21 protein-coding genes and 1 pseudogene are annotated in these 18,464 nt (G+C 70.1%); 11 read left to right on the top strand and 11 right to left on the bottom strand.

Annotated features, from left to right (window positions below; genetic code table 11):
- Nucleotides 1-209 (bottom strand): nuclear transport factor 2 family protein (locus tag RIF93_RS09530; protein WP_309090713.1); only part of this gene is annotated, 209 nt, incomplete at its 3' end.
- 152 nt (nt 210-361) lie between these two features.
- Here RIF93_RS09530 and RIF93_RS09535 point away from each other — a divergent pair.
- The 6 genes from RIF93_RS09535 (at nt 362) to RIF93_RS09560 (ending at nt 3,021) form a co-directional block, all read left to right on the top strand.
- Nucleotides 362-976 (top strand): Spy/CpxP family protein refolding chaperone, encoded by a 615-nt coding sequence (locus RIF93_RS09535; protein ID WP_309090714.1) that lies wholly within the window; start codon nt 362-364, stop codon nt 974-976.
- A gap of 43 nt (nt 977-1,019) precedes the next feature.
- On the top strand, nt 1,020-1,748 hold the full coding sequence (gene ccmC / locus RIF93_RS09540) for a heme ABC transporter permease CcmC (protein WP_309090716.1): 729 nt from the start codon (nt 1,020-1,022) through the stop codon (nt 1,746-1,748).
- A 5-nt stretch (nt 1,749-1,753) separates the two neighbouring features.
- The gene (gene ccmD, locus RIF93_RS09545; RefSeq protein WP_309090718.1) at nt 1,754-1,885 is read left to right on the top strand and encodes a heme exporter protein CcmD; all 132 of its coding nucleotides are present in this window, start codon (nt 1,754-1,756) and stop codon (nt 1,883-1,885) included.
- Complete coding sequence (locus RIF93_RS09550) at nt 1,882-2,397, top strand: DsbE family thiol:disulfide interchange protein (protein WP_309090720.1); 516 nt, start codon at nt 1,882-1,884, stop codon at nt 2,395-2,397. The genes ccmD and RIF93_RS09550 overlap by 4 nt, the downstream gene beginning before the upstream one ends.
- 65 nt (nt 2,398-2,462) lie before the next feature.
- Nucleotides 2,463-2,723: a hypothetical protein gene (locus RIF93_RS09555; RefSeq protein ID WP_309090722.1), complete on the top strand. Its 261-nt coding sequence runs from the start codon at nt 2,463-2,465 to the stop codon at nt 2,721-2,723.
- A gap of 109 nt (nt 2,724-2,832) precedes the next feature.
- On the top strand, nt 2,833-3,021 hold the full coding sequence (locus tag RIF93_RS09560) for a hypothetical protein (RefSeq protein WP_309090724.1): 189 nt from the start codon (nt 2,833-2,835) through the stop codon (nt 3,019-3,021).
- Here RIF93_RS09560 and RIF93_RS09565 read toward each other — a convergent pair.
- The 3 genes from RIF93_RS09565 to ftsY form a co-directional block, all read right to left on the bottom strand.
- On the bottom strand, nt 3,008-3,595 hold the full coding sequence (locus tag RIF93_RS09565; RefSeq protein ID WP_309090726.1) for a MarR family transcriptional regulator: 588 nt from the start codon (nt 3,593-3,595) through the stop codon (nt 3,008-3,010). The two genes, RIF93_RS09560 and RIF93_RS09565, sit on opposite strands and share 14 nt — an antisense overlap.
- Nucleotides 3,596-3,680: 85 nt before the next feature.
- Nucleotides 3,681-4,262, bottom strand: coding sequence for an inner membrane-spanning protein YciB (locus RIF93_RS09570; RefSeq protein WP_309090728.1), 582 nt, complete (start codon nt 4,260-4,262; stop codon nt 3,681-3,683).
- Nucleotides 4,259-5,203, bottom strand: a complete 945-nt coding sequence (gene ftsY / locus RIF93_RS09575) for a signal recognition particle-docking protein FtsY (protein WP_309090730.1) — start codon at nt 5,201-5,203, stop codon at nt 4,259-4,261. The genes RIF93_RS09570 and ftsY overlap by 4 nt, the downstream gene beginning before the upstream one ends.
- A gap of 56 nt (nt 5,204-5,259) precedes the next feature.
- On the opposite strand from ftsY, the gene RIF93_RS09580 reads away from it, so the two are divergent.
- Nucleotides 5,260-5,889, top strand: coding sequence for a trimeric intracellular cation channel family protein (locus RIF93_RS09580; RefSeq protein WP_309090732.1), 630 nt, complete (start codon nt 5,260-5,262; stop codon nt 5,887-5,889).
- Between the two features lie 3 nt (nt 5,890-5,892).
- Here the strand turns inward: RIF93_RS09580 and RIF93_RS09585 are convergent, their stop codons facing one another.
- Genes RIF93_RS09585 through dapF form a run of 3 tightly spaced genes read right to left on the bottom strand, consistent with a single transcriptional unit; the run spans nt 5,893 to nt 8,395 of the window.
- Entirely contained in the window at nt 5,893-6,321 is a 429-nt protein-coding gene (locus RIF93_RS09585) for a GFA family protein (protein WP_309090734.1), read from the bottom strand.
- Nucleotides 6,318-7,577 carry a tRNA (N(6)-L-threonylcarbamoyladenosine(37)-C(2))-methylthiotransferase MtaB gene (gene mtaB / locus RIF93_RS09590; RefSeq protein ID WP_309090736.1) on the bottom strand — a complete coding sequence of 420 codons (1,260 nt, stop codon included), beginning with the start codon at nt 7,575-7,577 and terminating at the stop codon, nt 6,318-6,320. Before mtaB ends, RIF93_RS09585 begins: the two co-directional genes overlap by 4 nt.
- A complete protein-coding gene (gene dapF, locus RIF93_RS09595; RefSeq protein ID WP_309090738.1) occupies nt 7,574-8,395 on the bottom strand; it encodes a diaminopimelate epimerase in 822 nt (273 codons plus the stop codon). Before dapF ends, mtaB begins: the two co-directional genes overlap by 4 nt.
- Before the next feature lie 83 nt (nt 8,396-8,478).
- On the opposite strand from dapF, the gene RIF93_RS09600 reads away from it, so the two are divergent.
- Nucleotides 8,479-10,545, top strand: coding sequence for a prolyl oligopeptidase family serine peptidase (locus tag RIF93_RS09600; RefSeq protein WP_309090740.1), 2,067 nt, complete (start codon nt 8,479-8,481; stop codon nt 10,543-10,545).
- Between the two features lie 8 nt (nt 10,546-10,553).
- Here RIF93_RS09600 and RIF93_RS09605 read toward each other — a convergent pair whose 3' ends face one another.
- On the bottom strand, nt 10,554-11,450 hold the full coding sequence (locus RIF93_RS09605; RefSeq protein ID WP_309090742.1) for a LysR substrate-binding domain-containing protein: 897 nt from the start codon (nt 11,448-11,450) through the stop codon (nt 10,554-10,556).
- A gap of 234 nt (nt 11,451-11,684) precedes the next feature.
- Entirely contained in the window at nt 11,685-13,145 is a 1,461-nt protein-coding gene (locus tag RIF93_RS09610) for a PLP-dependent aminotransferase family protein (RefSeq protein WP_309090744.1), read from the bottom strand.
- 95 nt (nt 13,146-13,240) lie between these two features.
- Between RIF93_RS09610 and RIF93_RS09615 the strand changes: the two genes are divergently transcribed.
- Nucleotides 13,241-13,969: a pyridoxamine 5'-phosphate oxidase family protein gene (locus tag RIF93_RS09615; protein WP_309090746.1), complete on the top strand. Its 729-nt coding sequence runs from the start codon at nt 13,241-13,243 to the stop codon at nt 13,967-13,969.
- Here the strand turns inward: RIF93_RS09615 and RIF93_RS09620 are convergent.
- The gene (locus RIF93_RS09620; protein ID WP_309090748.1) at nt 13,926-14,465 is read right to left on the bottom strand and encodes an SRPBCC family protein; all 540 of its coding nucleotides are present in this window, start codon (nt 14,463-14,465) and stop codon (nt 13,926-13,928) included. The two genes, RIF93_RS09615 and RIF93_RS09620, sit on opposite strands and share 44 nt — an antisense overlap.
- A gap of 12 nt (nt 14,466-14,477) precedes the next feature.
- On the bottom strand, nt 14,478-15,329 hold the full coding sequence (locus RIF93_RS09625) for an aspartate/glutamate racemase family protein (protein WP_309090750.1): 852 nt from the start codon (nt 15,327-15,329) through the stop codon (nt 14,478-14,480).
- Nucleotides 15,330-15,467: 138 nt separating this feature from the next.
- On the opposite strand from RIF93_RS09625, the gene RIF93_RS09630 reads away from it, so the two are divergent.
- Complete coding sequence (locus RIF93_RS09630) at nt 15,468-17,588, top strand: M3 family metallopeptidase (protein ID WP_309090752.1); 2,121 nt, start codon at nt 15,468-15,470, stop codon at nt 17,586-17,588.
- Between the two features lie 45 nt (nt 17,589-17,633).
- Nucleotides 17,634-18,464: pseudogene (locus tag RIF93_RS09635) on the top strand (hypothetical protein); the annotation flags it as partial.

Genomic DNA, 18,464 nt, shown 5'->3' on the forward strand with positions numbered 1-18,464 from the left:
ATCCGCCGAAGGGCGAAGACCTCGTCGGGATTCGTCTCAACCGCGCGCTTGGCAAGATCGGGGTGCAGCGAACGCGCCACCCGGCGAGGGTCACCCTCGAGCTGGCCGTCGACGTAGTCGTAGGCGACGGCCTCGACCGCCTTCACGTCGGCGGGGTCGAGGGGTGTCGCGGTCGCCAGTAAGGCCGCGGCGAGCAGGGCGGAAATCATAGGGCCTCCGGGGCTTCGAGGCTGCGCCGTATGCCGCCATCCCACGGAAAACGCACATGAACAAAGCTTCATGCGCAACGCCGTTTTTTCGCCCCATCCTGACGGCTGAGCTTGACCTCGGAACACACCTCTCCAAGGGGAACACGACCGCCATGAACAAGACCCTCGCCTGGCTGCTCGCCGGAGCCGCCGCCACCCTCGCCGCCGGCGCCGCGCTCGCCGACGACGCCGAGACCGCCCGCAACCAGGCCCACCAGGACGCCCGGGTCGAGCGGCACATCCATATCTACCGCGGCGGCCCGGCCAAGGACGTCACCGTCCACCGCCATGGTCCCGGCCGCAACGTCATGACCTTTCGCCACGGCGAAGGCCGCGAAGACCATCTGAAGGACATCCTGCAGCTGCGCCCCGACCAGGAGCCCGCGCTGAAAGCCTTCCTCGAGGCCACGAAGACCGAGCGGGGCGAGCGTCGTCACGTCGTTCACTTCGACAAGGACGCGGCCCAGAAGCCTACCTCCGAGCGCCTCGCCGAAATGGAGGCCAAGGCCGACGAGCATCACGCGGCCATGAAGAAGCGCATCGCCGCCACGCGCACGTTCTACGCCCAGCTCGATGCGCGGCAGAAGAAGGCCTTCGACGCCATGCCGATGCTGATGATGGCCGGCCCCGGCTTCGGCCTCACCATGATCCCGATCGGCCACCGCATGCCAATCCCGCCCGTGCCGCCGGTTCCGCCCGTTCCGCCGGTCCCGCCCGGCGACATCTGACAGCCTTGCGAGGCGGGCCGCCGGGCCTTAAGCGGGACACTCGATGATCCCGGCGCCCGCCTTCCTCGCCAATCCCGAACGCTTCATGGCGTTCTCGCGCTGGGCGGCCCCGCTGTTCGGCGGCCTTGCGGCGATCCTTGCGGCGGCCGGCCTTTACCTCGGCTTCACCGCGCCCGAGGACTACCAGCAGGGCCTGACGGTCCGGATCATGTTCATCCATGTGCCGGCCGCCCAGATCGCCATGTTCGCCTATGCCTGCCTCGCGGTGGCGAGTTTCCTGGCCCTGGTGTTCCGTCACGCGCTCGCCGACGCCGCCGCCCAGGCCGCCGCCCCCCTCGGCGCGGCGTTCGCCTTCCTGACCCTCGTCACCGGCTCGCTCTGGGGACGGCCGATGTGGGGCGCCTGGTGGGTGTGGGACGCCCGCCTGACCTCGGTCCTGGTCCTGTTCCTGCTCTACGTGGCCTACATCGCGCTCCGCGCCTCGCTCGACGACGAGGCGAAGGCGGGACGCGCGGCCGCTATCCTGGCGCTGGTCGGCTCGATCAATCTGCCGATCATCCACTACAGCGTCGAATGGTGGAATTCCCTGCACCAGGGCTCGTCCATCTTCGCCGAGGGCGGCCCGGCGATGCCGCCGGTGTTCCTGATCCCGCTGCTGCTGATGAGCCTGGCCTATCTGTCGGCCTTCGGATCGCTGTGGCTGGTCCGCATCCGCGGCGAGGTGTGGCGCCGGCGCGCCGAGGCCGCGGCCCTGCGGGCGGCGAGAGGCTAACCGTCATGCCCGACTACAGCGCCTACATCTGGCCCGCCTTCATCATCACGGGCGCCACCTTCGCAGGCCTCATCTGGTCGTCGCTGGCGCACGCGCGTCGCTGGAAGCGTCGCTTCGAGGAGCGGTCGGGGAGATGAATCGCTGGCTCGCCTTCGCGCCGCTCGCGATCCTCGTCGCGCTCGGCCTGCTGTTCGGGATCTACGCCCTGAACCGCAATCCGCAGGTGCAGCCGCAGGCCCTGGTCGGCAAACCCGTGCCCACCGTCAGCCTGCCGACCCTCGCCGAAGGGCAGCCCGTCTCGCTGCGCGAGATGGCCTCGGAAGGCCCGATGATCGTCAACTTCTTCGCCTCGTGGTGCGCGCCCTGCGAGATCGAGCACCCGGTGCTGATGGGGCTGAAGGGCGAACCCGTCCGGGTGATCGGCGTCGCCTACAAGGACGCGCCGCAGAACAGCCAGGCCTTCCTCGACCGGCTGGGCGACCCCTACGCCGAGATCCTGGTCGACCGCGACGGCCGCGCGGGCGTCGAGTTCGGGGTCACCGGCGTGCCGGAAACCTTCGTCGTCGGCCGCGACGGCGTGATCCTCGCCAAGCACACCGGCCCGCTCACCGAAGCCGACGCGCGGCGGCTGGCCGGTCTCGCCCGTTAACCACTTCTTGAGGCGGCGGGGCCCATCCCTGGGCGCCTGGCGTTAACCATGTTCGGCTGCCTTCCGTGACCACGATCCGTCCGAACCCGTTCCCGAGCCCTCAGCCCCAGGCCGCCGTCCAGGGTGGGGCGATGAATCCGGCCAAGCTCGCCGCCCAGCGGGCGTTCTTCGCCGCCGCCCTGGGCCAGGCGCAGGCTCCGGCAGCCGCCACGCCGCAGCCGCAACCGCAGGCGCGGCCGGCCTCCGTCGCCCGCATACCCGACCCCGCGGCCGAGCCGCCGCAGCGCATCCTGCGGCCCGGCTCGCTGCTCGACATCCGGGTGTGATCGGCCGGCCACAATGGCCTAAGCCCCGCAGAATTAACTATAATTTACGCGGAACACCCTCCCGATCCTGCGAGTTTGTCCTTTGTTGAAAACGCTTCGCAACAGGACCATGGGACGGGACGACCGCATTCAGGAGGAAGCCTCCGCGCTCTGGCGCGAGCTCTTCGGCGAGCCGCCGCCGATCACGGCGGACGGCGCCACAATGCTGGACGTCATCATGAAATCCCTGCCCGAGATGGGCTACCAGCGCCTCCGCTCGCCCTACCTGCGGAACGACGACGTGGTCATGCCGCGATAGGCGGGTCGGCCTCCCGCGCGGCCTTCTTCGTCTTCTTTTTCGGCCCGGCGGCCTTTTCGGTCTTGGACTTGCCGCCCTTCGGCTTCTTCTCGGCCTTGGCAGCCGCCTCGCCCGCGAGCGCCAGGTCCTTCAGCAGCTTCAGGAAAGCTTCGCGCCGGCTGCGGCCGGGTATCAGCTTCAGGAGGCGCGCATCCGCCGCGGCCATCTTTGGCTGGGCGTCGGCCAGCACCGCCTGGCCCTCTGGCGTCAGGCGCACGGCGTTGGCCCGCGCGTCCGCGGTGGACCGCTCGCGGGCCAGCAGGCCCTTGGCGATCATCCGCGCGGCGAGGTCGGCCAGGGTCGAGCGATCGATGCCGGTCGTGCGCACCAGATCGGTCTGGGTGGCGCCCTCCTGGGCGGCGACCGCGGCCAGCACCGCATATTGGCGCTGGGTGATGCCGCCCGGTCCGAACTCGGCCGCATATTCGTCGAGCGCGCGCTGCACCGCCCGGTGCAGCAGTTGGCTGGGCGACTGGTCGAGCGCCGGGACCCCGGTCTTCGCTCCGCCCTTCTCGCGCGCCTTGGCTTTGGCCATGTCGTCCACCCCGCTCCAGGACGGGGCGAAGACTTAGCCGTTCATTGCGACGGTTTGACGACGGACGATCCGACCGCAGGCGCGCCTATTCGGTGGGCGGGGGCGGCGGGGCCTCGCCCGGCAGCGCGTGCTTCATCATCAGGGGGACCTGGGTGAGCGAGAAAACGACCGCCAATACCTGCAAGCCGGGGAAGCGGAAATAGGCCCAGACCTCGGTGGACTGGGTGCGCCAGACGAATTCGTTCAGCACGGCCACGAACACGAAGAAGATCCCGTAGCGCACCGTCAGCACGCGCCAGATCGGGTCAGGCAGGTGGATCGCGCCCGCCAGCAGCGCCTTCAGCGGGTTCCTCTTCAGGAGCAGGCCGCCTAGCAGGAAGGCCGCGAAGCCCAGGTTCAGCACCGTCGGCTTGATCTTGATGAACCGCTCGTCGTGGAAGACGATCGTCAGGCCGCCGAAGATCAGCGCCGCGACGCCGGCCACCAGCGGCATCGGCGCGATCCGTTTCTCCACCACATAGCCGACCGCAAGCGCGACGCCCGAGGCCGCGACCAGCGCCCACGTGGCCTTGATGGTGTCGCGGGTCAGCAGGAACGCGATGAGGAAGGCCAGCGGCCCGCCGTAGTCCACGGCGCTGCGCACCCAGCCCTTGGCGCGAGGGCTCATCGAATGGGCTCCTCGAGGCCGACCAGCGAGCGGGCGAAGGCGCGCGCGTCGAACGGCTGCAGGTCGTCAATACCTTCGCCCACCCCGATCAGCTTGATCGGGCTGTCCGAGGCCTGCGCCACCGGCACCAGCACGCCGCCGCGGGCGGTGCCGTCCAGCTTGGTCATCACGATGCCAGAGACGCCGATCCGGTTGCCGAAGATGTTCTCCTGGCTGAGCGCGTTGCGCCCCACCGTGGCGTCCAGCACCAGCAGGGTCTCGTGCGGCGCCTCGGGGTCGATCTTCTTCACCACGCGGATGATCTTCAGGAGCTCGTCCATCAGACCCTCCTTGTTCTGGAGCCGGCCGGCGGTGTCGATCAGCACCACGTCATAGCCCTGCTCCTTGGCCTTCTGCACCGCGTCGAACGCGAGGCCGGCGGCGTCCGATCCGGTTGGCCGGCCCAGGAAGTCGGCGCCTGCGCGCTCGGCCCAGACCTTAAGCTGCTCGACGGCGGCGGCTCGGAAGGTGTCCCCCGCCACCACCAGCACCTTGGCGCCGCGGCCCTTCAGGTCCGAGGCGATCTTGCCCAGGGTGGTGGTCTTGCCCGAGCCGTTCACGCCGATGAACAGCACGATGTAGGGCCTGGGCCCCGACAGCGGGTCGAAGGTCCCCTGCCGCGTCGACAGCTCGTCGCCGATCGCCTGGGCCAGGGCCTCCTTGATCTCGTCCTCGCCGACGTCCTTGCCGAACTTCTCCTCGGCGAAGCGGGCGGTGATCCGGGCGGCCGAGTGCGGGCCCAGGTCCGCCTCGATGAGCATCTCCTCCAGCTCGTCGAGCTTGGCCTGGTCCAGCGGCGCCTTGGCCACGAAGACCTGGGCGATCTGATCGCCCATCTGCTTCGACGACTTGGTGAGGCCCTGGGTAAGGCGCTGGAACCAGCCGCGTTTGGGTTCTGACATGAGGGCGCTTCTAGCGAGGCGCTTGCCGCGCGTCACCTCTCACCGCATCAAGAGGCATGGACGGACTCGCCGCCAGCCTCACCGTGCTCGATTACGCCGCCGTGGCCGTGTTCGGCGCGACGGGCGCGTTGGCCGCGGCTCGGTCCAAGCACGACATCATCACCTTCGGCTTCTTCGCCGCCGTGACCGGCGTCGGCGGCGGCACGCTGCGCGACCTGCTGATTGACGCGCCCGTCTTCTGGGTCGCCCGACCCGAGTACATCCTCGTCTGCCTGGCGGCCGCCGCAGCGGTCTGGGTGTTTGGGGGCGGGCGCGGGCGCGGCCTGTTGCTGCTCTGGCTCGATGCCCTCGGCATGGCCGCCTACACCAGCGTCGGCGCGATGAAGGCGATTTCGCTGGGGGCGCCGCCGTTCACCGCCGTGGTCATGGGCGTGCTGACCGCCACGTTCGGTGGGGTGCTGCGCGACGTCCTCGCCCACGAGCCCTCGGTGCTGCTGCGGCGCGAGCTCTACGTCACCCCAGCGCTGGTCGGCGCCATCGCATTCGTGGCGCTGAACGCGCTAGCCGTGCCTCTGGTGGTGGCGGGCCTGGGCGGCTTCCTCATCGCGTTCGCGATCCGCGCCGGGGCCATCCTGTTCGGCTGGCAGATGCCTGGCTTTCCCGGACGGGCGCCGCCGGACGCCTGAACCTCAGTCGTGGTCCGGATGCTGATAGCTCTGGATGCGCTCGTAGTAGCCCGGCGGCGGCCGCTGGATCTCCAGTTCGGCGATGTGCGCCATCCACGGCACGGCGGCCTCGGGTTCCAGTTGGGTCACCGGCGGGATTGCGGCGGGGTTGTCGAAAGCGAAGATCGTCAGGTCGAAGCTCTTGGCCGTCTCGAACGTGAGCGGCGTCCCGCAGTGCGGGCAGAACCCGCGATGCACCAGGTTGGAGCTCTGGAAGCGGGCCGGCTCCTCGCCGATCCAGGTCAGCCGGTCGCGGTCGACGGTGACGAAGGCGCCGAACGGCCCGCCCGTCGCCTTCTGGCACATCCGGCAATGGCAGATGCTGGCCCGGCCAAGCTCGCCCTCGACCCGGAAGCGGATCTTCCCGCACTGACACCCGCCCGACCAGCTCATGCCGCAGCCCTCCTTACGACCTCCGCGACGACGCGCTTGCCGTCGTGACCGGTGACGACCATCTCGGCGACTGCGCCGACCGGCGCCTCGCCGACAAACGCGATCTCGGTGAAGTCCTCGGCGCGGGCGGCGCCGGGACGCTCCACCAGACCTAGCAGCGTGCGGCCCAGCTGAGCGTCCAAGTGGCGCACGAGCGCCGCCTCGCCCGCCGCTCGCAGGCGGGCCGCGCGAGCCTTGACGACGTCGCGCGGCAGCTGCGGCATCCGCGCCGCCGGCGTGCCCGGACGCGGGCTGAACGGGAAGACGTGCAGGAACGACAGTCCCGCCTCGTCCACGAGGCGCAGCGTGTTCTCGAACATCTCGTCGGTTTCGGTGGGGAAACCGGCGATCAGGTCGGCGCCGAAGGCCGTCTCCGGGCGCACCGCCCGCACGTCGGCGACCAGCTTCAGGGCGTCAGCGCGCAGGTGCCGGCGCTTCATCCGCTTCAGGATCATGTCGTCGCCGGCCTGCAGCGACAGGTGCAGGTACGGCATCAACCGAGGCTCTTCCGCGAAGCACCGCAGCAGGTCGGCGTCGATCTCGGCCGCGTCGATGGACGACAGCCGCAGCCGCGGCAGCTCGGGGACCAGCTTCAGGATGCGCGCCACCAGCTGACCTAGGGTCGGATGGCCCGGCAGGTCCGCGCCCCAGCTGGTCACGTCGACGCCGGTCAGCACGACCTCCTGGTACCCCTCGGCGGCCAAGCGGCGCACCTGCTCCACCACCTCGCCCGCCGCGGCCGAGCGGGAGTTTCCGCGGCCGAACGGGATGATGCAGAAGGTGCAGCGGTGGTCGCAGCCGTTCTGGACCTCGACGTAGGCCCGCGCCCGGTCCTTCAGGCCGTCGATCAGGTGGCCGGCGGTCTCGCGCACGCTCATGATGTCGTTGACCCGCACCCGGCCTTCGGCGGTCGGGGCGTAGGCGCCGGCCTGGCTCTTCTCGGCGTTTCCCAGAACGAGGTCGACCTCTTCCATGGCCGCGAACGCCGCCGGATCGATCTGGGCCGCGCAGCCGGTGACGATCAGCTTGGCGCCGGGCCGCTCCCGGCGCGCCCTGCGGATCGCCTGCCGCGCCTGGCGCACGGCCTCGTTCGTGACCGCGCAGGTGTTGAAGACGATGGCGTCGGCGAGCCCGTCCTCGGCCGCCCGCTTGCGGATGACTTCGCTCTCGTAGGCGTTCAGCCGGCAGCCGAACGTCACGATATCCACGTCCTTCACGGGAGCTCTCCCGTGAAATCGACCGCCGCCGGCCCCGTCATCACCACGTGGCCGTCGTCGCGCCACTCGACGAACAGTTCGCCGCCGTCCAGTTCGAGGGTGGCGTGCCGGCCGATCAGGTCCCGGCGCGAGGCCGCCACCATGGCCGCGCAGGCGCCGGTGCCGCAGGCCTTGGTGAGGCCCGCGCCGCGCTCCCACACCCGCAGGCGGATCCGCTCGCGCCCTTTGATCTGGGCGAAGCCGACGTTGACGTGCTCGGGGAACAGCGGGTGCCTTTCGACCACCGGGCCGGCCTCCGTCACCGGCGCCTGTTCGGCGTCCGGCACGAAGAACACGACATGGGGATTGCCCATCGAGACGCACCCCGCCGGCGCCATCAGGTCGGCGTGGTGGTAGAGCGGGATCTCCAGCGCTTGGGTGTCGTGCGCCTCGGCCAGCGGGATTTCGTTCCACTCCAGCCGGGGCGGCCCCATGTCGACGCTGACCAGCCGCTCGCCGGCGCGCGTGGCGATCAGGCGGCCGGCCTTGGTCTCCAGTTCGACGCGGTCTTTGCCGCTGGACTGCATCAGGAGCCAGCCCACGCAGCGCGTGCCGTTGCCGCAGGCCGAGATCTCTTCGCCGTCGGCGTTCCAGAACCGCACGAAGGCGTCGGCGCCTTCATGGGCCTGAAGCGAGATCACCTGATCGCAGCCGACGCCCGCCTCGCGGCTGGCGATGGCGCGCACGTCCGCCGCCGTTGGCTCGAACGGCTGGCTGCGGGTCTCGATCACGACGAAGTCGTTGCCGAGCCCGTTCATCTTGAGGAACGGACGGCCCATGGAGGCGGCTATATAGGCGAGAACAGCGCGCAAGGCACGCGAGCCCGCTGACAATCGCCCCGCGGCGCCGCTAGATGCGGGCCATGAAGATGCTCGCCGGCGCTGTCTGCGCCCTCCTGCTCGCCGTCCCTGCCGCGCTCGCGCAGGACGATCCCTTCCTCTGGCTTGAGGGCGTTGACGACCCCAAGGCGCTGGCCTGGGCGGAGGCCGAGAACGTCAAGACGGCCAACGTCCTGGAGAAGGACCCGCGCTACGCCCCGATGCTGGCCGAGGCCCGGGCGATCTTCACCGCCAAGGACCGCATTCCGACGCCAAGCTTCCGCGCTGGCGGGATCGACAACCTCTGGCAGGACGCCGAGCACCCGCATGGCCTTTGGCGGCGGACGAGCGAGGCCTCGTACCGCACCGGGCAGCCGGACTGGGAGACGCTGATCGACGTCGATGCGCTGGCCAAGGCCGAGGGCCGCCGCTGGTTCTTCAAGGGCGCCACCTGCCTGAAGCCCGACGAGACCACCTGCCTGGTGCGGTTGTCGGACGGCGGCGGCGACGCCGTCGAGATCCGTGAGTTCGACACCCGCGCCAAACGCTTCGTCGATGGCGGCTTCCGCTTCGCTGAGGGCAAGCAGTACGTGCAGTGGCTGGACCGCGACACTCTGCTGGTCGCCCGCGCCTGGACACCCGCCGAGGTGACCACCTCGGGCTATCCCTACGTCGTGAAGGTGGTCGGCCGCGACGGCCAAGCGCGCGAGGTCTTCCGCGGCCAGGCGACGGACATGTCGGCCGCCCCCAGCGTGCTCTACGGCCAAGGCGGCCGGGCCGACGGCGTCGTCGTGGTGCGCAACGTCACGTTCTACGAGCGCGAGTTCAGCCTCTTGAGCGACAAGGGGCTCGTCCGCATCCCGCTCGCCCGCAAGGCGGCCGAGGAAGCCTATGTGGATGGACAGGTGGTGTTCAGCCTGCAGGAGGCCTGGAGAGGCTTCCAGCCCGGCGCGCTGATCGCCTACGACCTCAAGGCGCTGCAGGCCGATCCCGCGGCCGCCAAGCCGCGGCTCGTCTTCCAACCCGGCCCGCGCCAGGCCGTGCAGCAGGTCTCGGCCACCGACGGCAAGCTGGTGGTGACCCTGCTCGAGGACGTGAAGGGCGCCGTCGACGTCTTTGATTTCCAAGGCGGCCCCTGGACGTCGAAGCGCCTGCCGCTGCCCAAGGACGCCAACATCACCCTCGTGGACGCGGCGGGCTCCGACGACGAGCTGTTCGTGACCGTTGAGAGTTTCCTCACGCCCACCAGCCTGTGGCTGGGCGACGCCGCGGCCGGGTCCGCCCGCCAGGTGAAGGCCCTGCCCGCCCGGTTCGACGCCTCGACGCATCTCGTGGAACAGTTTTGGGCCACGTCCTCCGACGCGACCAAGATCCCGTACTTCGTCGTGCGGCCCAAGGCGGCAAAGCTGGACGGCAGCCTGCCCACCCTGATGTACGGCTATGGCGGCTTCGAGGTCGCCAAGCCGCCGATCTACATGCCGGAGGCCGGCAAGCTCTGGATGGAGCGGGGCGGCGCCTATGTGATCGCCAACATCCGCGGCGGCGGCGAGTTCGGCCCGGCCTGGCACCAGGCGGTGTTGCGCGAGAAGCGGCAGCTGGCCTTCGACGACTTCGCCGCGGTCGCCCGCGACCTGGCCGCGCGCAAGATCACCTCGCCGCGCCGGCTGGGAATCTACGGCCGTTCGAACGGCGGGGTGCTGACCACCGTCGCCATGACCCAGCACCCCGAACTGTGGAACGCGGTCGTCGTCGAGAGCCCGCTCATCGACATGCTGCGCTACCACAAGCTGTCGGCCGGGGCCTCGTGGGTCGGCGAGTACGGCGATCCGGACGTGGCCGAAGACCGCGCCTTCATCGCCAAGTACTCGGGCTACCAGAACCTGAAACCGGGCGTGCAGTACCCGCTGGCCTACATCACGACCAACACGCGCGACGATCGGGTCCACCCCGGCCACGCCCGCAAGTTCGCCGCCCGGCTGCAGCAGATGGGCGTGCCCTACCTCTACTACGAGCAGACCTTCGGCGGCCACGCGAACGACGCCGACCCCGAGCTGAACGCCCGGCGCTGGGCCCGCCACTACGTCTACCTGGCCCAGCGGCTGATGGACTGACGGGTCCGTCAGGCGTCCTTCAGCACCTCGGCCAGCAGGCGGCCCTCGGCGCGCCGGTTCGAGCCCGCCCGCCAAGCCACCACGATCTCGCGGGCCGGCCGCTCGGCGGCGATGGGCCGGACGGCGACCGGCGCGGCCTCGGCCAGGCCCGCGGTGACCGCCATGCGCGGGATGAAGGTCACGCCCAGGCCTGAGCCCACCATCTGCACCACCGTCGGAAGCGACGTGGCGGCGAAGGGCTCCTCGCCGGCGGCGCTGCGCGCGGCGGACAGGCGGCAGGCCGACAGCGCATGCTCGCGCAGGCAGTGGCCGTCCTCCAGCAGGATCAGGTTCTCGCGCTCGAGCGCTTCGGGGGTCGCCGCCTTGACGCTGGCCAGCGGGTGGTTGGCCGGCACCGCCGCGAGCAGCTCGTCGTCCGAGACGTGGGCCCACTCCAGCCCCGCCATGTCGAACGGCAGGGCGATGAGGGCGGCGTCGAGGCGGCCCGCCTTCAGATGGACGATCAGGCGCTGAGTCAGGTCCTCGCGCAGGAACAGCTTCAGCTTCGGAAAGCGGTCGCGCAGCAGCGGCAGGGCCTTGGGTAGCAGGAACGGCGCGATGGTCGGGATCACCCCCAGGCGGAAGCGTCCGGTCAGCGGCTGGCCGGCGTTCTTGGCCGCCTCGACCAGCTCCTCGGCCTCGTTGAGGATCACGGTGGCGCGGCGCAGCGCCTCTTCACCGACGGGCGTCAGGATCACGCCCGAGCGGGCGCGGTCCACCACCGCCGCGCCCAAGGTGCGCTCCAGCTCCTGGATGCCGGCGGAAAGGGTGGGCTGGGTGACGTGGGCGGCCTCGGCGGCGCGCCCGAAGGCGCCGTGCTCGGCGAGCAGTTTCAGGTACTGCAGCTGGCGGATGGTGGGCAGCATCGGCTGATCAGGTCCCCCGCAAAGACGGCCGAAACGCGACGATAGCCGCGCTCTATATGATTTCCAAAAACAATCGATTGGCCTTAGCGCGGCCGAGCCCCTATCTCCCCCTCATCGACGCGGGGCCGCTTATCCGCCCCGCTCGTCTCTCTGAAGACCGCGTCACACACACCGCACTTCAGCCGGCCCGGGGGGCGTGCCCTCCCTCCCCCCAAGCGTCTCCCGGGCCCCTCCTCAACCCAGATCCGCGAAAGCCTCCGCGAGCCGCGCGACCCCCGCGGCCATGCTGCGCGCAGGGAAACCGGTGAAGCCCAGCATCAGCCCGGGGCGGGGCGGAGCCTTGCGGTAGAGCGGGCTGGTGGCGCGCGCGGTCACGCCGCGAGCCGCCGCAGCGGCGTGGACGGCGACGTCGTCGAGGCCGTTCTTCAGGAAGGCCATCAGGTGCATGCCTTGGTCGGGCACGTCGATTTCGACGAGGTCGGCCAGCTTGGCTCGCAGGGCCTCGACCAGCGCGTCGCGCTGCGCTCGATAGGCGAGCCGCCGGCGACGGATGTGAGCGGCGAACTGGCCGCTCTCGAAGAAGTCCAAGACCACGGCCTGGGTTAGGGTGGGCGGTTGCCGGTCGCTGAGCTGTCGGGCCTTGGCGAGCGCGGCCGACAGGGACTGCGGGGCCACCATGTAGCCAAGGCGGATCCCCGGAAAGAGCGCCTTGTTCAGGGTGCCGACATAGATCACCCGCTCGCCGCCATCGAGGCTCTGCAGCGAGGCGAGCGGCGGGCCCGAGTAACGGAACTCGGACGAGTAGTCGTCCTCGACGATCCAGGCGCCTGCCGCCCGCGCCCAGGCCAGCAGCTCGAGCCGGCGGCCCATCGAGAGCGTCACGCCCAGCGGGTACTGATGGGACGGCGTCACGAACGCTAGCCGCGCCTGGGGCGCCGCGGCCACGCCCGCAGCCACATCGAGGCCCGCGCGATCCACCGGCACGGGATGCATCTCCGCCCCCGCCGCCTGCAGCGCGTGCCACGTGGGCGCATAGCCGGGATCTTCCATCCACACCGGATCGCCGGGCCGCAGCAGCACGCGCACGGCGATGTCCACGGCGTGCTGGGCGCCGGAGGTGACGATCACCTGGTCCGGCTCGCAGACCACCCCGCGGGCGGCGCGCAGATAGTCGGCGATGGCGGCCCTCAACCTCGGCTCGCCGCGCGGGTCGGAATAGCCGAAATGGACCGGATCCAGCGTCTTCAGCGCCCGCCTCGTCGAGGCCGCCCAGGCGTCCAGGGCGCGCGCGTCCATCAGGGTGCGGCCGTTGGAGAACATGCGTCCGCCTTCTTCGGGGGGCGGGAGGGCCACGCCGTCGAGGGCCAGGACGCCGGCCGGCGGCGGAGGCGGCGGCCCGTCAGGCGCAATGCGCGGCGCCTTCAGGTCCAGCACGCCCGACAAGTCGCCGCACACATAGGTTCCCGAGCCCGGCCGGCCCTCGGCGTAGCCTTCGGCCAGCAGCAGGTCGTAGGCGGCCACGACGGACGCCCGCGCCACGCCCAGCCGGCGGGCGAGGTCGCGACTCGAAGGCAGCCGCCCGCCGGGCTTCAGCGCGCCAGCGTGAATTGCGTCGCGCACCTGGTCGTAGACCTGGCGGATCACAGGCCCTTCGGGCCGCGGCGCCTGCCAGGGATAGATCTCGGCCCAGCTCATCGCGCCCTCCAAGTGGTCTATTCGGCCCGCGCGAACTGGACCTGTGCGCCAGACCACATATGGCCTAGCTGGAGCAGCCTCGACAAGGAGGCTTCATGCACGGCACGACCGGACCCGCGTTCCAGCCCACCGCCCGGTCCCAGCTGCGCCGGCGGCCGCAGCGCGGCTTCCACGACGAGGCGACGGTGTTCGCGATCCTCGACGCGGGCGTCATGGCCCACGTGGGCTATGTCATTGATGGCCAACCTTACGTGACGCCCACTGCCTACTGGCGCGAGGGCCGCACCCTCTATTGGCATGGCGCCGCGGCGAGCCGGATGCTGAACACGGTGGCCGAGGGCCTGCCCGTCTGCGTCACCGTCAGCTTCCTGGACGGCCTGATCGTCGGCCGGTCCGGCATCACCCATTCGGTGAACTTCCGCTCGGTGATGGCCTTCGGTCGCGCCAGACCCGTCACCGACCTAAGCGCCAAGCGGGCGGCGATGGAGGCCTTCATCGACCGCCTCTACGCGGGGCGGAACGTGAAGCTTCGCCCCACCACCGACGCGGAGCTCACCGCCATCGCACTGGTGGAGATGGAGATCGAGGAGGCCTCGGCGAAGGTGAAGGACACGGGACCCACCGACCTGCCCGCCGACGAGGGCTGGAGCGCCTGGTCCGGCGTCTTCCCGGTCGAAACGCGGATCGGTCCCGCCCTGGCGCAGCCGGGCTCGGCGCCGCGCGAGCCGGACCTCGCCCCATATGCGGTCGGCGCGCGCTTGGACAAGGCGCTCACCGAGGCTACTGCGGCTTGCCGGTCTCCACGTAGCGCTTCAGGCGCGTAAAGCCTTCGCCCATCACCTTGTCGACGTTCGGCGCGAGCGTGGTGACGAAGTCGCGGGCGCCGCCGACGTGATAGGTCATCAGCAGTTCGGTGCCGCCGTCCTTCGGCTTCAGGTGGAAGGTCCAAGCGGCGGAGACGCCCTCGTCCTGCAGCGGCCCCAGGGCCGCGTTCACCCGCAGCATCTGGTTGGGGATGACGAGATCGACCACGCCGTGCCGAACCCCGCCGCCGCCCGGCAGCGCCTCGCAGTAACAGGCGTTCGCGATGAGCGGCATCGAGAGGTTCGCGGCCTTGCCGGAATAGGTGTGGGCGTCGCTCCACCAGCGGCCGATCTCGCCCAGGGCCTTGAACACGGCCTCCGGCGACGCGGCGACTTGCGCGGTGTGCCGCAGCCGGAACCCGTAGGCGCCCTTGTCGACGACTTCGGCGCGGGCGGCGCCGGCGCCGAACAGCATCGGCGCCAGAACCAGCGCGCCGGCCAGGATGGCGGTTTTCATGGGTCTCCCCCCTCAAGCCGGCTCGAAGCTTAGGGGCGCTCCCCAGAAGGTCTCAACCAGCTTGTTCTGCTCGCCCGCCGCGCCTGTCGTCAGGAATCGACGCTGGCCGCGCCCCCCCGCGCGGAACTCCGGATGCCGCTCCATGTAGCGGGCGAGCGCATCGGCTGTGGCCTCGGGCTGGCGGATCAGCGGCGTGCCGGGCGGCAGGGCGGCTTGGAACAGGTCTGCGGTGATCTCGTAGTGGGTGCAGCCCAGGATCGCCCGGTCCGGCGCACGGCCGATCCGGGTGGTGAGAGCCTTCACATGGCCTTGGATCACGGCCGAAAGTTCCTCGCGCGAGGCGCCGGACTCGATCATCCGCGCGAGTTCCGGGCAGGGCTCGGAGAAAACCGCCACGTCCTGGCGGCGCTTGTCGATCTCGATCTCATAGACACGGCTGTTGGTCGTGGCCGGTGTCGAGAAGATGCCCAGCACGTCGAGCTTCTCGATCTTCTCGCCGCGCCGCTCGGCCTCGTGCTCCCACGGCAGCCCTGTCGCCGCCTCGATGGTCGGGACCACGATGCCCAGCACGTTCACCGGGCGCCCCAGCTCGCGCCGGTAACCCGGCAGCCACGTCTGCTGCAGCCGGCGCAGGGCCACGCTGGCGGCCGTGTTGCACGCCAGGACCACCAGATCGCAGCCTTCCTGGAAAAGCCGCTCGCACCCGGCGCGGGTCAGCGCAACGATCTCCTCGCCCGGCCGGCCGCCGTACGGCGCGTTCGCCTGGTCGGCGAGATAGACGAAGTCGGCGTCGGGGAAGCGGTCCACGAGCCTGTGGTGGACGGTCAGACCGCCTACGCCGGAGTCGAATACGCCGATGGCCATGCCTGCCGGCTTAGCGGGCCTCGGGCGGCGTGGGAAGCGGCTGAAACGGAGACCAGCGTCACATTAACGGCGTGTCATGTGACGTTCAGGGGCAATGACCCTTAAGGTCGCGCGCAAATCGTCCCGTCGGGAGTTCCCATGCGTCGCCGCACCTTCCTCGCCGCCTCGTCCGCCCTGGCGGCGACCACCGCCGTGCCGCTCCACGCGCTCGCCCAGGCCGCAAATCCCGTCACCGCGCCCTGGACAGGCCCGTTCGGCGGCGTGCCCGCCTTCGACAAGGTCCGCGTCGAGCATTTCAAGCCGGCTCTGGAGGCCGGCATGGCCGAGGAGTGGGCGGAGATCGAAGCGATCGCCAACAATCCGCAGCCGCCGACCTTCGCCAACACCATCGAAGCCCTGGAGCGCAGCGGCGCGACCCTCGACCGCGTCCAGACGATCTACGGCATCTGGGTCGCCACCCTGTCGACGCCGGAAGTGCGGGCGATCGACAAGGAGATGCAGCCGAAGATGGCGGCCCACAACGACCGCATCCTGCAGAACGCCAAGCTCTTCCAGCGGATCGACACCGTCTACCAGCAGCGTGGCAAGCTGAAGCTCACGCCCGAGCAGGACCGCCTCATCTGGCTGCGCTGGAACAGTTTCGTCCGCAACGGCGCCAAGCTGGACGCGGCGGCCAAGGCGCGCGTGGCGGCGATCAACTCCGAGCTGGCCGCCGCCTTCACGGCGTTCAGCCAGAACCTGCTGCACGACGAGAACGAGTACGACCTGTTCCTCAAGGAGGCCGATCTGGCCGGCCTCCCGCCCGACGTGCGCGCGGCCATGGCCGCGGCCGCCAAGGGCAAGGGCCGGGATGGCGAGTACGTGATCGTCAATACCCGCTCGTCGGTGGACCCGTTCCTCACCTATTCCGAGCGGCGCGACCTGCGCGAGAAGGTCTGGAAGACCTACTACAGCCGCGGCGACAACGGCGACGCCCACGACAACAACGCCCTGATCAAGAAGATCCTGAAGCTGCGCGCCGAGCGGGCCAAGCTGTTCGGCTATCCTACCCACGCCCACTGGCGCCTGGCGAACAACTCCATGGCCGAGACGCCCCAGGCCGGCATGGAGCTGATGGAGCGGGTCTGGCCCTTCGCCGTGGCCCGCGTGAAGGAGGAGGTGGCCGAGATGCAGGCCATCGCCGACAAGGAGGGGACGAAGATCAAGATCGCGCCCTGGGACTACCGCTTCTACGCCGAGAAGGTCCGCAAGGCCCGCTACGACCTCGATATGAACGAGGTGAAGCCGTACCTGCAGCTCGAGAAGCTGCGCGAAGGCATGTTCTGGGCCTCGGGCCAGCTCTACGGCTTCACCTTCCATCCGGTGACGAACGTCCCCGTCCAGCATCCCGGCGTCCGCGTCTGGGAGGTGAAGCGCGGCCCCGAGCACATCGGCCTCTGGTACTTCGACCCTTACGCCCGCACCGGCAAGCGCTCGGGCGCCTGGATGAACGCCTACCGCACCCAGGAGACCTTCGACGGCAAGGTCACGACCATCGTCTCCAACAACTCGAACTTCGTGAAGGGCGCGCCCGGCGAGCCGGTGCTGATCTCGTGGGACGACGCCGAGACCATGTTCCACGAGTTCGGCCACGCCCTGCACGGGCTGAACTCGGCGGTGACCTATCCGTCAGTGTCGGGCACCCGGGTGTTCCGTGACTACGTGGAGTTCCCCTCGACGGTGAACGAGTCCTGGCTGCGGACGCCCGAAGTGCTGAACCGGTTCGCCCTGCACCATCAGACCGGCAAGCCCATCCCGGCCGAGCTCGTCGCCAAGATCGAGAAGGCCTCCACCTTCCGCCAGGGCTTCGACGTCACCGAGTTCCTGGCGTCGGCGCTGATCGACATGAAGCTGCACCTGGCCGGCGACGCCGACATCGACCCCGACGCCTTCGAGCGTGAGGAGCTGAAGAAGCTGGGCATGCCGGACGAACTGGTCATGCGCCACCGCACCCCGCAGTTCGGCCACGTCTTCTCGTCCGACGGCTATTCCGCCGGCTACTACTCGTACCTGTGGGCCGAGGTGATCGCGCTGGACGCCGTGGAGGCCTTCCGCGAGGCGCCGGGCGGGCTCTACGACAAGGGCGTCGCCAAGCGGCTGCACGACCACGTCATGAGCGTCGGCAACTCGATCCACCCGCGCGAGGGCTACCGCAAGTTCCGCGGCCGCGACCCGGACGTGAAGGCCTACCTAGAGGACAAGGGGTTCCCCACGAACTGAGCCACGGTCTAGCCTCGGCCCATGTCGTGGCTGGATGGGCTCGTCTTGATCGGCGCGGCGGCGCTTGCGGGCGCCGCCTTGTTCACACGCGGCCGCGCCTTGCGGTGGGCATGGGTGGCCGTGGTCGCGCTGGCAGCGGTCCAGGTCTTCCGCGAGGCGGTCTATTGGCAGTTCACGCCAAGCTACCTGCTTCTGCTCTGGGCGGGCTGGACAGCCTGGCTGCGGCGATCGCCGTCAGGTTGGATCGAACGCGGTCTCGTCACGGTCGTCGTGCTGGCGGCGATCGCGACCTGGGCGATCCTTCCGTCGCCGGCGCTGCCCCGGCCCAGCGGTCCCTACGCCGTCGGAACCAAGATCCACCGATGGATCGACCCTGCACGCCCGGAGGAGGTGACCGACGACCCCGGCGATCGCCGGAACGTCGTCGTCCAAGCCTGGTATCCGGCGGCGTCCGCAGAGGGTGATGACCGGCTCCCCTACATCGACGGCCTGGGCGATCTGCCTGCGCAGATCACCCTGCTCCCGGGGTTCGTGTTCAGGTCGTTCGGGCGCGTGGACACCCACGCCCGCGCCGACGCTCCACTCGCCCCCGAGCGCTCACTCTGGCCGGTAGTCATCCTCTCGCCGGGATACGGCGCTCCGCGGGCCTTCTACTCGGTGCTCGCCGCCGACCTCGCGAGCCGCGGCTATGTGGTCCTGGCGCTCGACCATCCGTACGAAAGCGCCGTCGTCGAACTCGCCAACGGCGCGGTCGCCAAGCCGATCGAACGTTTCCTGCCCGACGACCCAGACCGGCTTCAGTACATGGAGGTCCGGGTCGTCACCCGCGTGGGCGACGTACGCTTCCTGATCGATCAGCTCGAGGAGGGTCGGCTG

The sequence above is a fragment of the Phenylobacterium sp. genome, assembly GCF_031181185.1.
Classification (GTDB): Bacteria; Pseudomonadota; Alphaproteobacteria; order Caulobacterales; family Caulobacteraceae; genus Phenylobacterium.

What these genes read in the sequence shown, in the direction of transcription:
- ccmD (WP_309090718.1), top strand. Translation starts at nt 1,754, where the DNA reads ATGCCCGACTACAGCGCCTACATCTGGCCCGCCTTCATCATCACGGGC.
- RIF93_RS09605 (WP_309090742.1), bottom strand. Translation starts at nt 11,450, where the DNA reads ATGCTGCCCACCATCCGCCAGCTGCAGTACCTGAAACTGCTCGCCGAG.
- RIF93_RS09615 (WP_309090746.1), top strand. Translation starts at nt 13,241, where the DNA reads ATGCACGGCACGACCGGACCCGCGTTCCAGCCCACCGCCCGGTCCCAG.
- RIF93_RS09625 (WP_309090750.1), bottom strand. Translation starts at nt 15,329, where the DNA reads ATGGCCATCGGCGTATTCGACTCCGGCGTAGGCGGTCTGACCGTCCAC.
- RIF93_RS09535 (WP_309090714.1), top strand. Translation starts at nt 362, where the DNA reads ATGAACAAGACCCTCGCCTGGCTGCTCGCCGGAGCCGCCGCCACCCTC.
- RIF93_RS09585 (WP_309090734.1), bottom strand. Translation starts at nt 6,321, where the DNA reads ATGAGCTGGTCGGGCGGGTGTCAGTGCGGGAAGATCCGCTTCCGGGTC.
- RIF93_RS09600 (WP_309090740.1), top strand. Translation starts at nt 8,479, where the DNA reads ATGAAGATGCTCGCCGGCGCTGTCTGCGCCCTCCTGCTCGCCGTCCCT.
- RIF93_RS09565 (WP_309090726.1), bottom strand. Translation starts at nt 3,595, where the DNA reads ATGGCCAAAGCCAAGGCGCGCGAGAAGGGCGGAGCGAAGACCGGGGTC.
- RIF93_RS09570 (WP_309090728.1), bottom strand. Translation starts at nt 4,262, where the DNA reads ATGAGCCCTCGCGCCAAGGGCTGGGTGCGCAGCGCCGTGGACTACGGC.
- RIF93_RS09620 (WP_309090748.1), bottom strand. Translation starts at nt 14,465, where the DNA reads ATGAAAACCGCCATCCTGGCCGGCGCGCTGGTTCTGGCGCCGATGCTG.
- RIF93_RS09610 (WP_309090744.1), bottom strand. Translation starts at nt 13,145, where the DNA reads ATGAGCTGGGCCGAGATCTATCCCTGGCAGGCGCCGCGGCCCGAAGGG.
- RIF93_RS09580 (WP_309090732.1), top strand. Translation starts at nt 5,260, where the DNA reads ATGGACGGACTCGCCGCCAGCCTCACCGTGCTCGATTACGCCGCCGTG.
- dapF (WP_309090738.1), bottom strand. Translation starts at nt 8,395, where the DNA reads ATGGGCCGTCCGTTCCTCAAGATGAACGGGCTCGGCAACGACTTCGTC.
- ccmC (WP_309090716.1), top strand. Translation starts at nt 1,020, where the DNA reads ATGATCCCGGCGCCCGCCTTCCTCGCCAATCCCGAACGCTTCATGGCG.
- RIF93_RS09550 (WP_309090720.1), top strand. Translation starts at nt 1,882, where the DNA reads ATGAATCGCTGGCTCGCCTTCGCGCCGCTCGCGATCCTCGTCGCGCTC.
- RIF93_RS09630 (WP_309090752.1), top strand. Translation starts at nt 15,468, where the DNA reads ATGCGTCGCCGCACCTTCCTCGCCGCCTCGTCCGCCCTGGCGGCGACC.
- ftsY (WP_309090730.1), bottom strand. Translation starts at nt 5,203, where the DNA reads ATGTCAGAACCCAAACGCGGCTGGTTCCAGCGCCTTACCCAGGGCCTC.
- RIF93_RS09560 (WP_309090724.1), top strand. Translation starts at nt 2,833, where the DNA reads ATGGGACGGGACGACCGCATTCAGGAGGAAGCCTCCGCGCTCTGGCGC.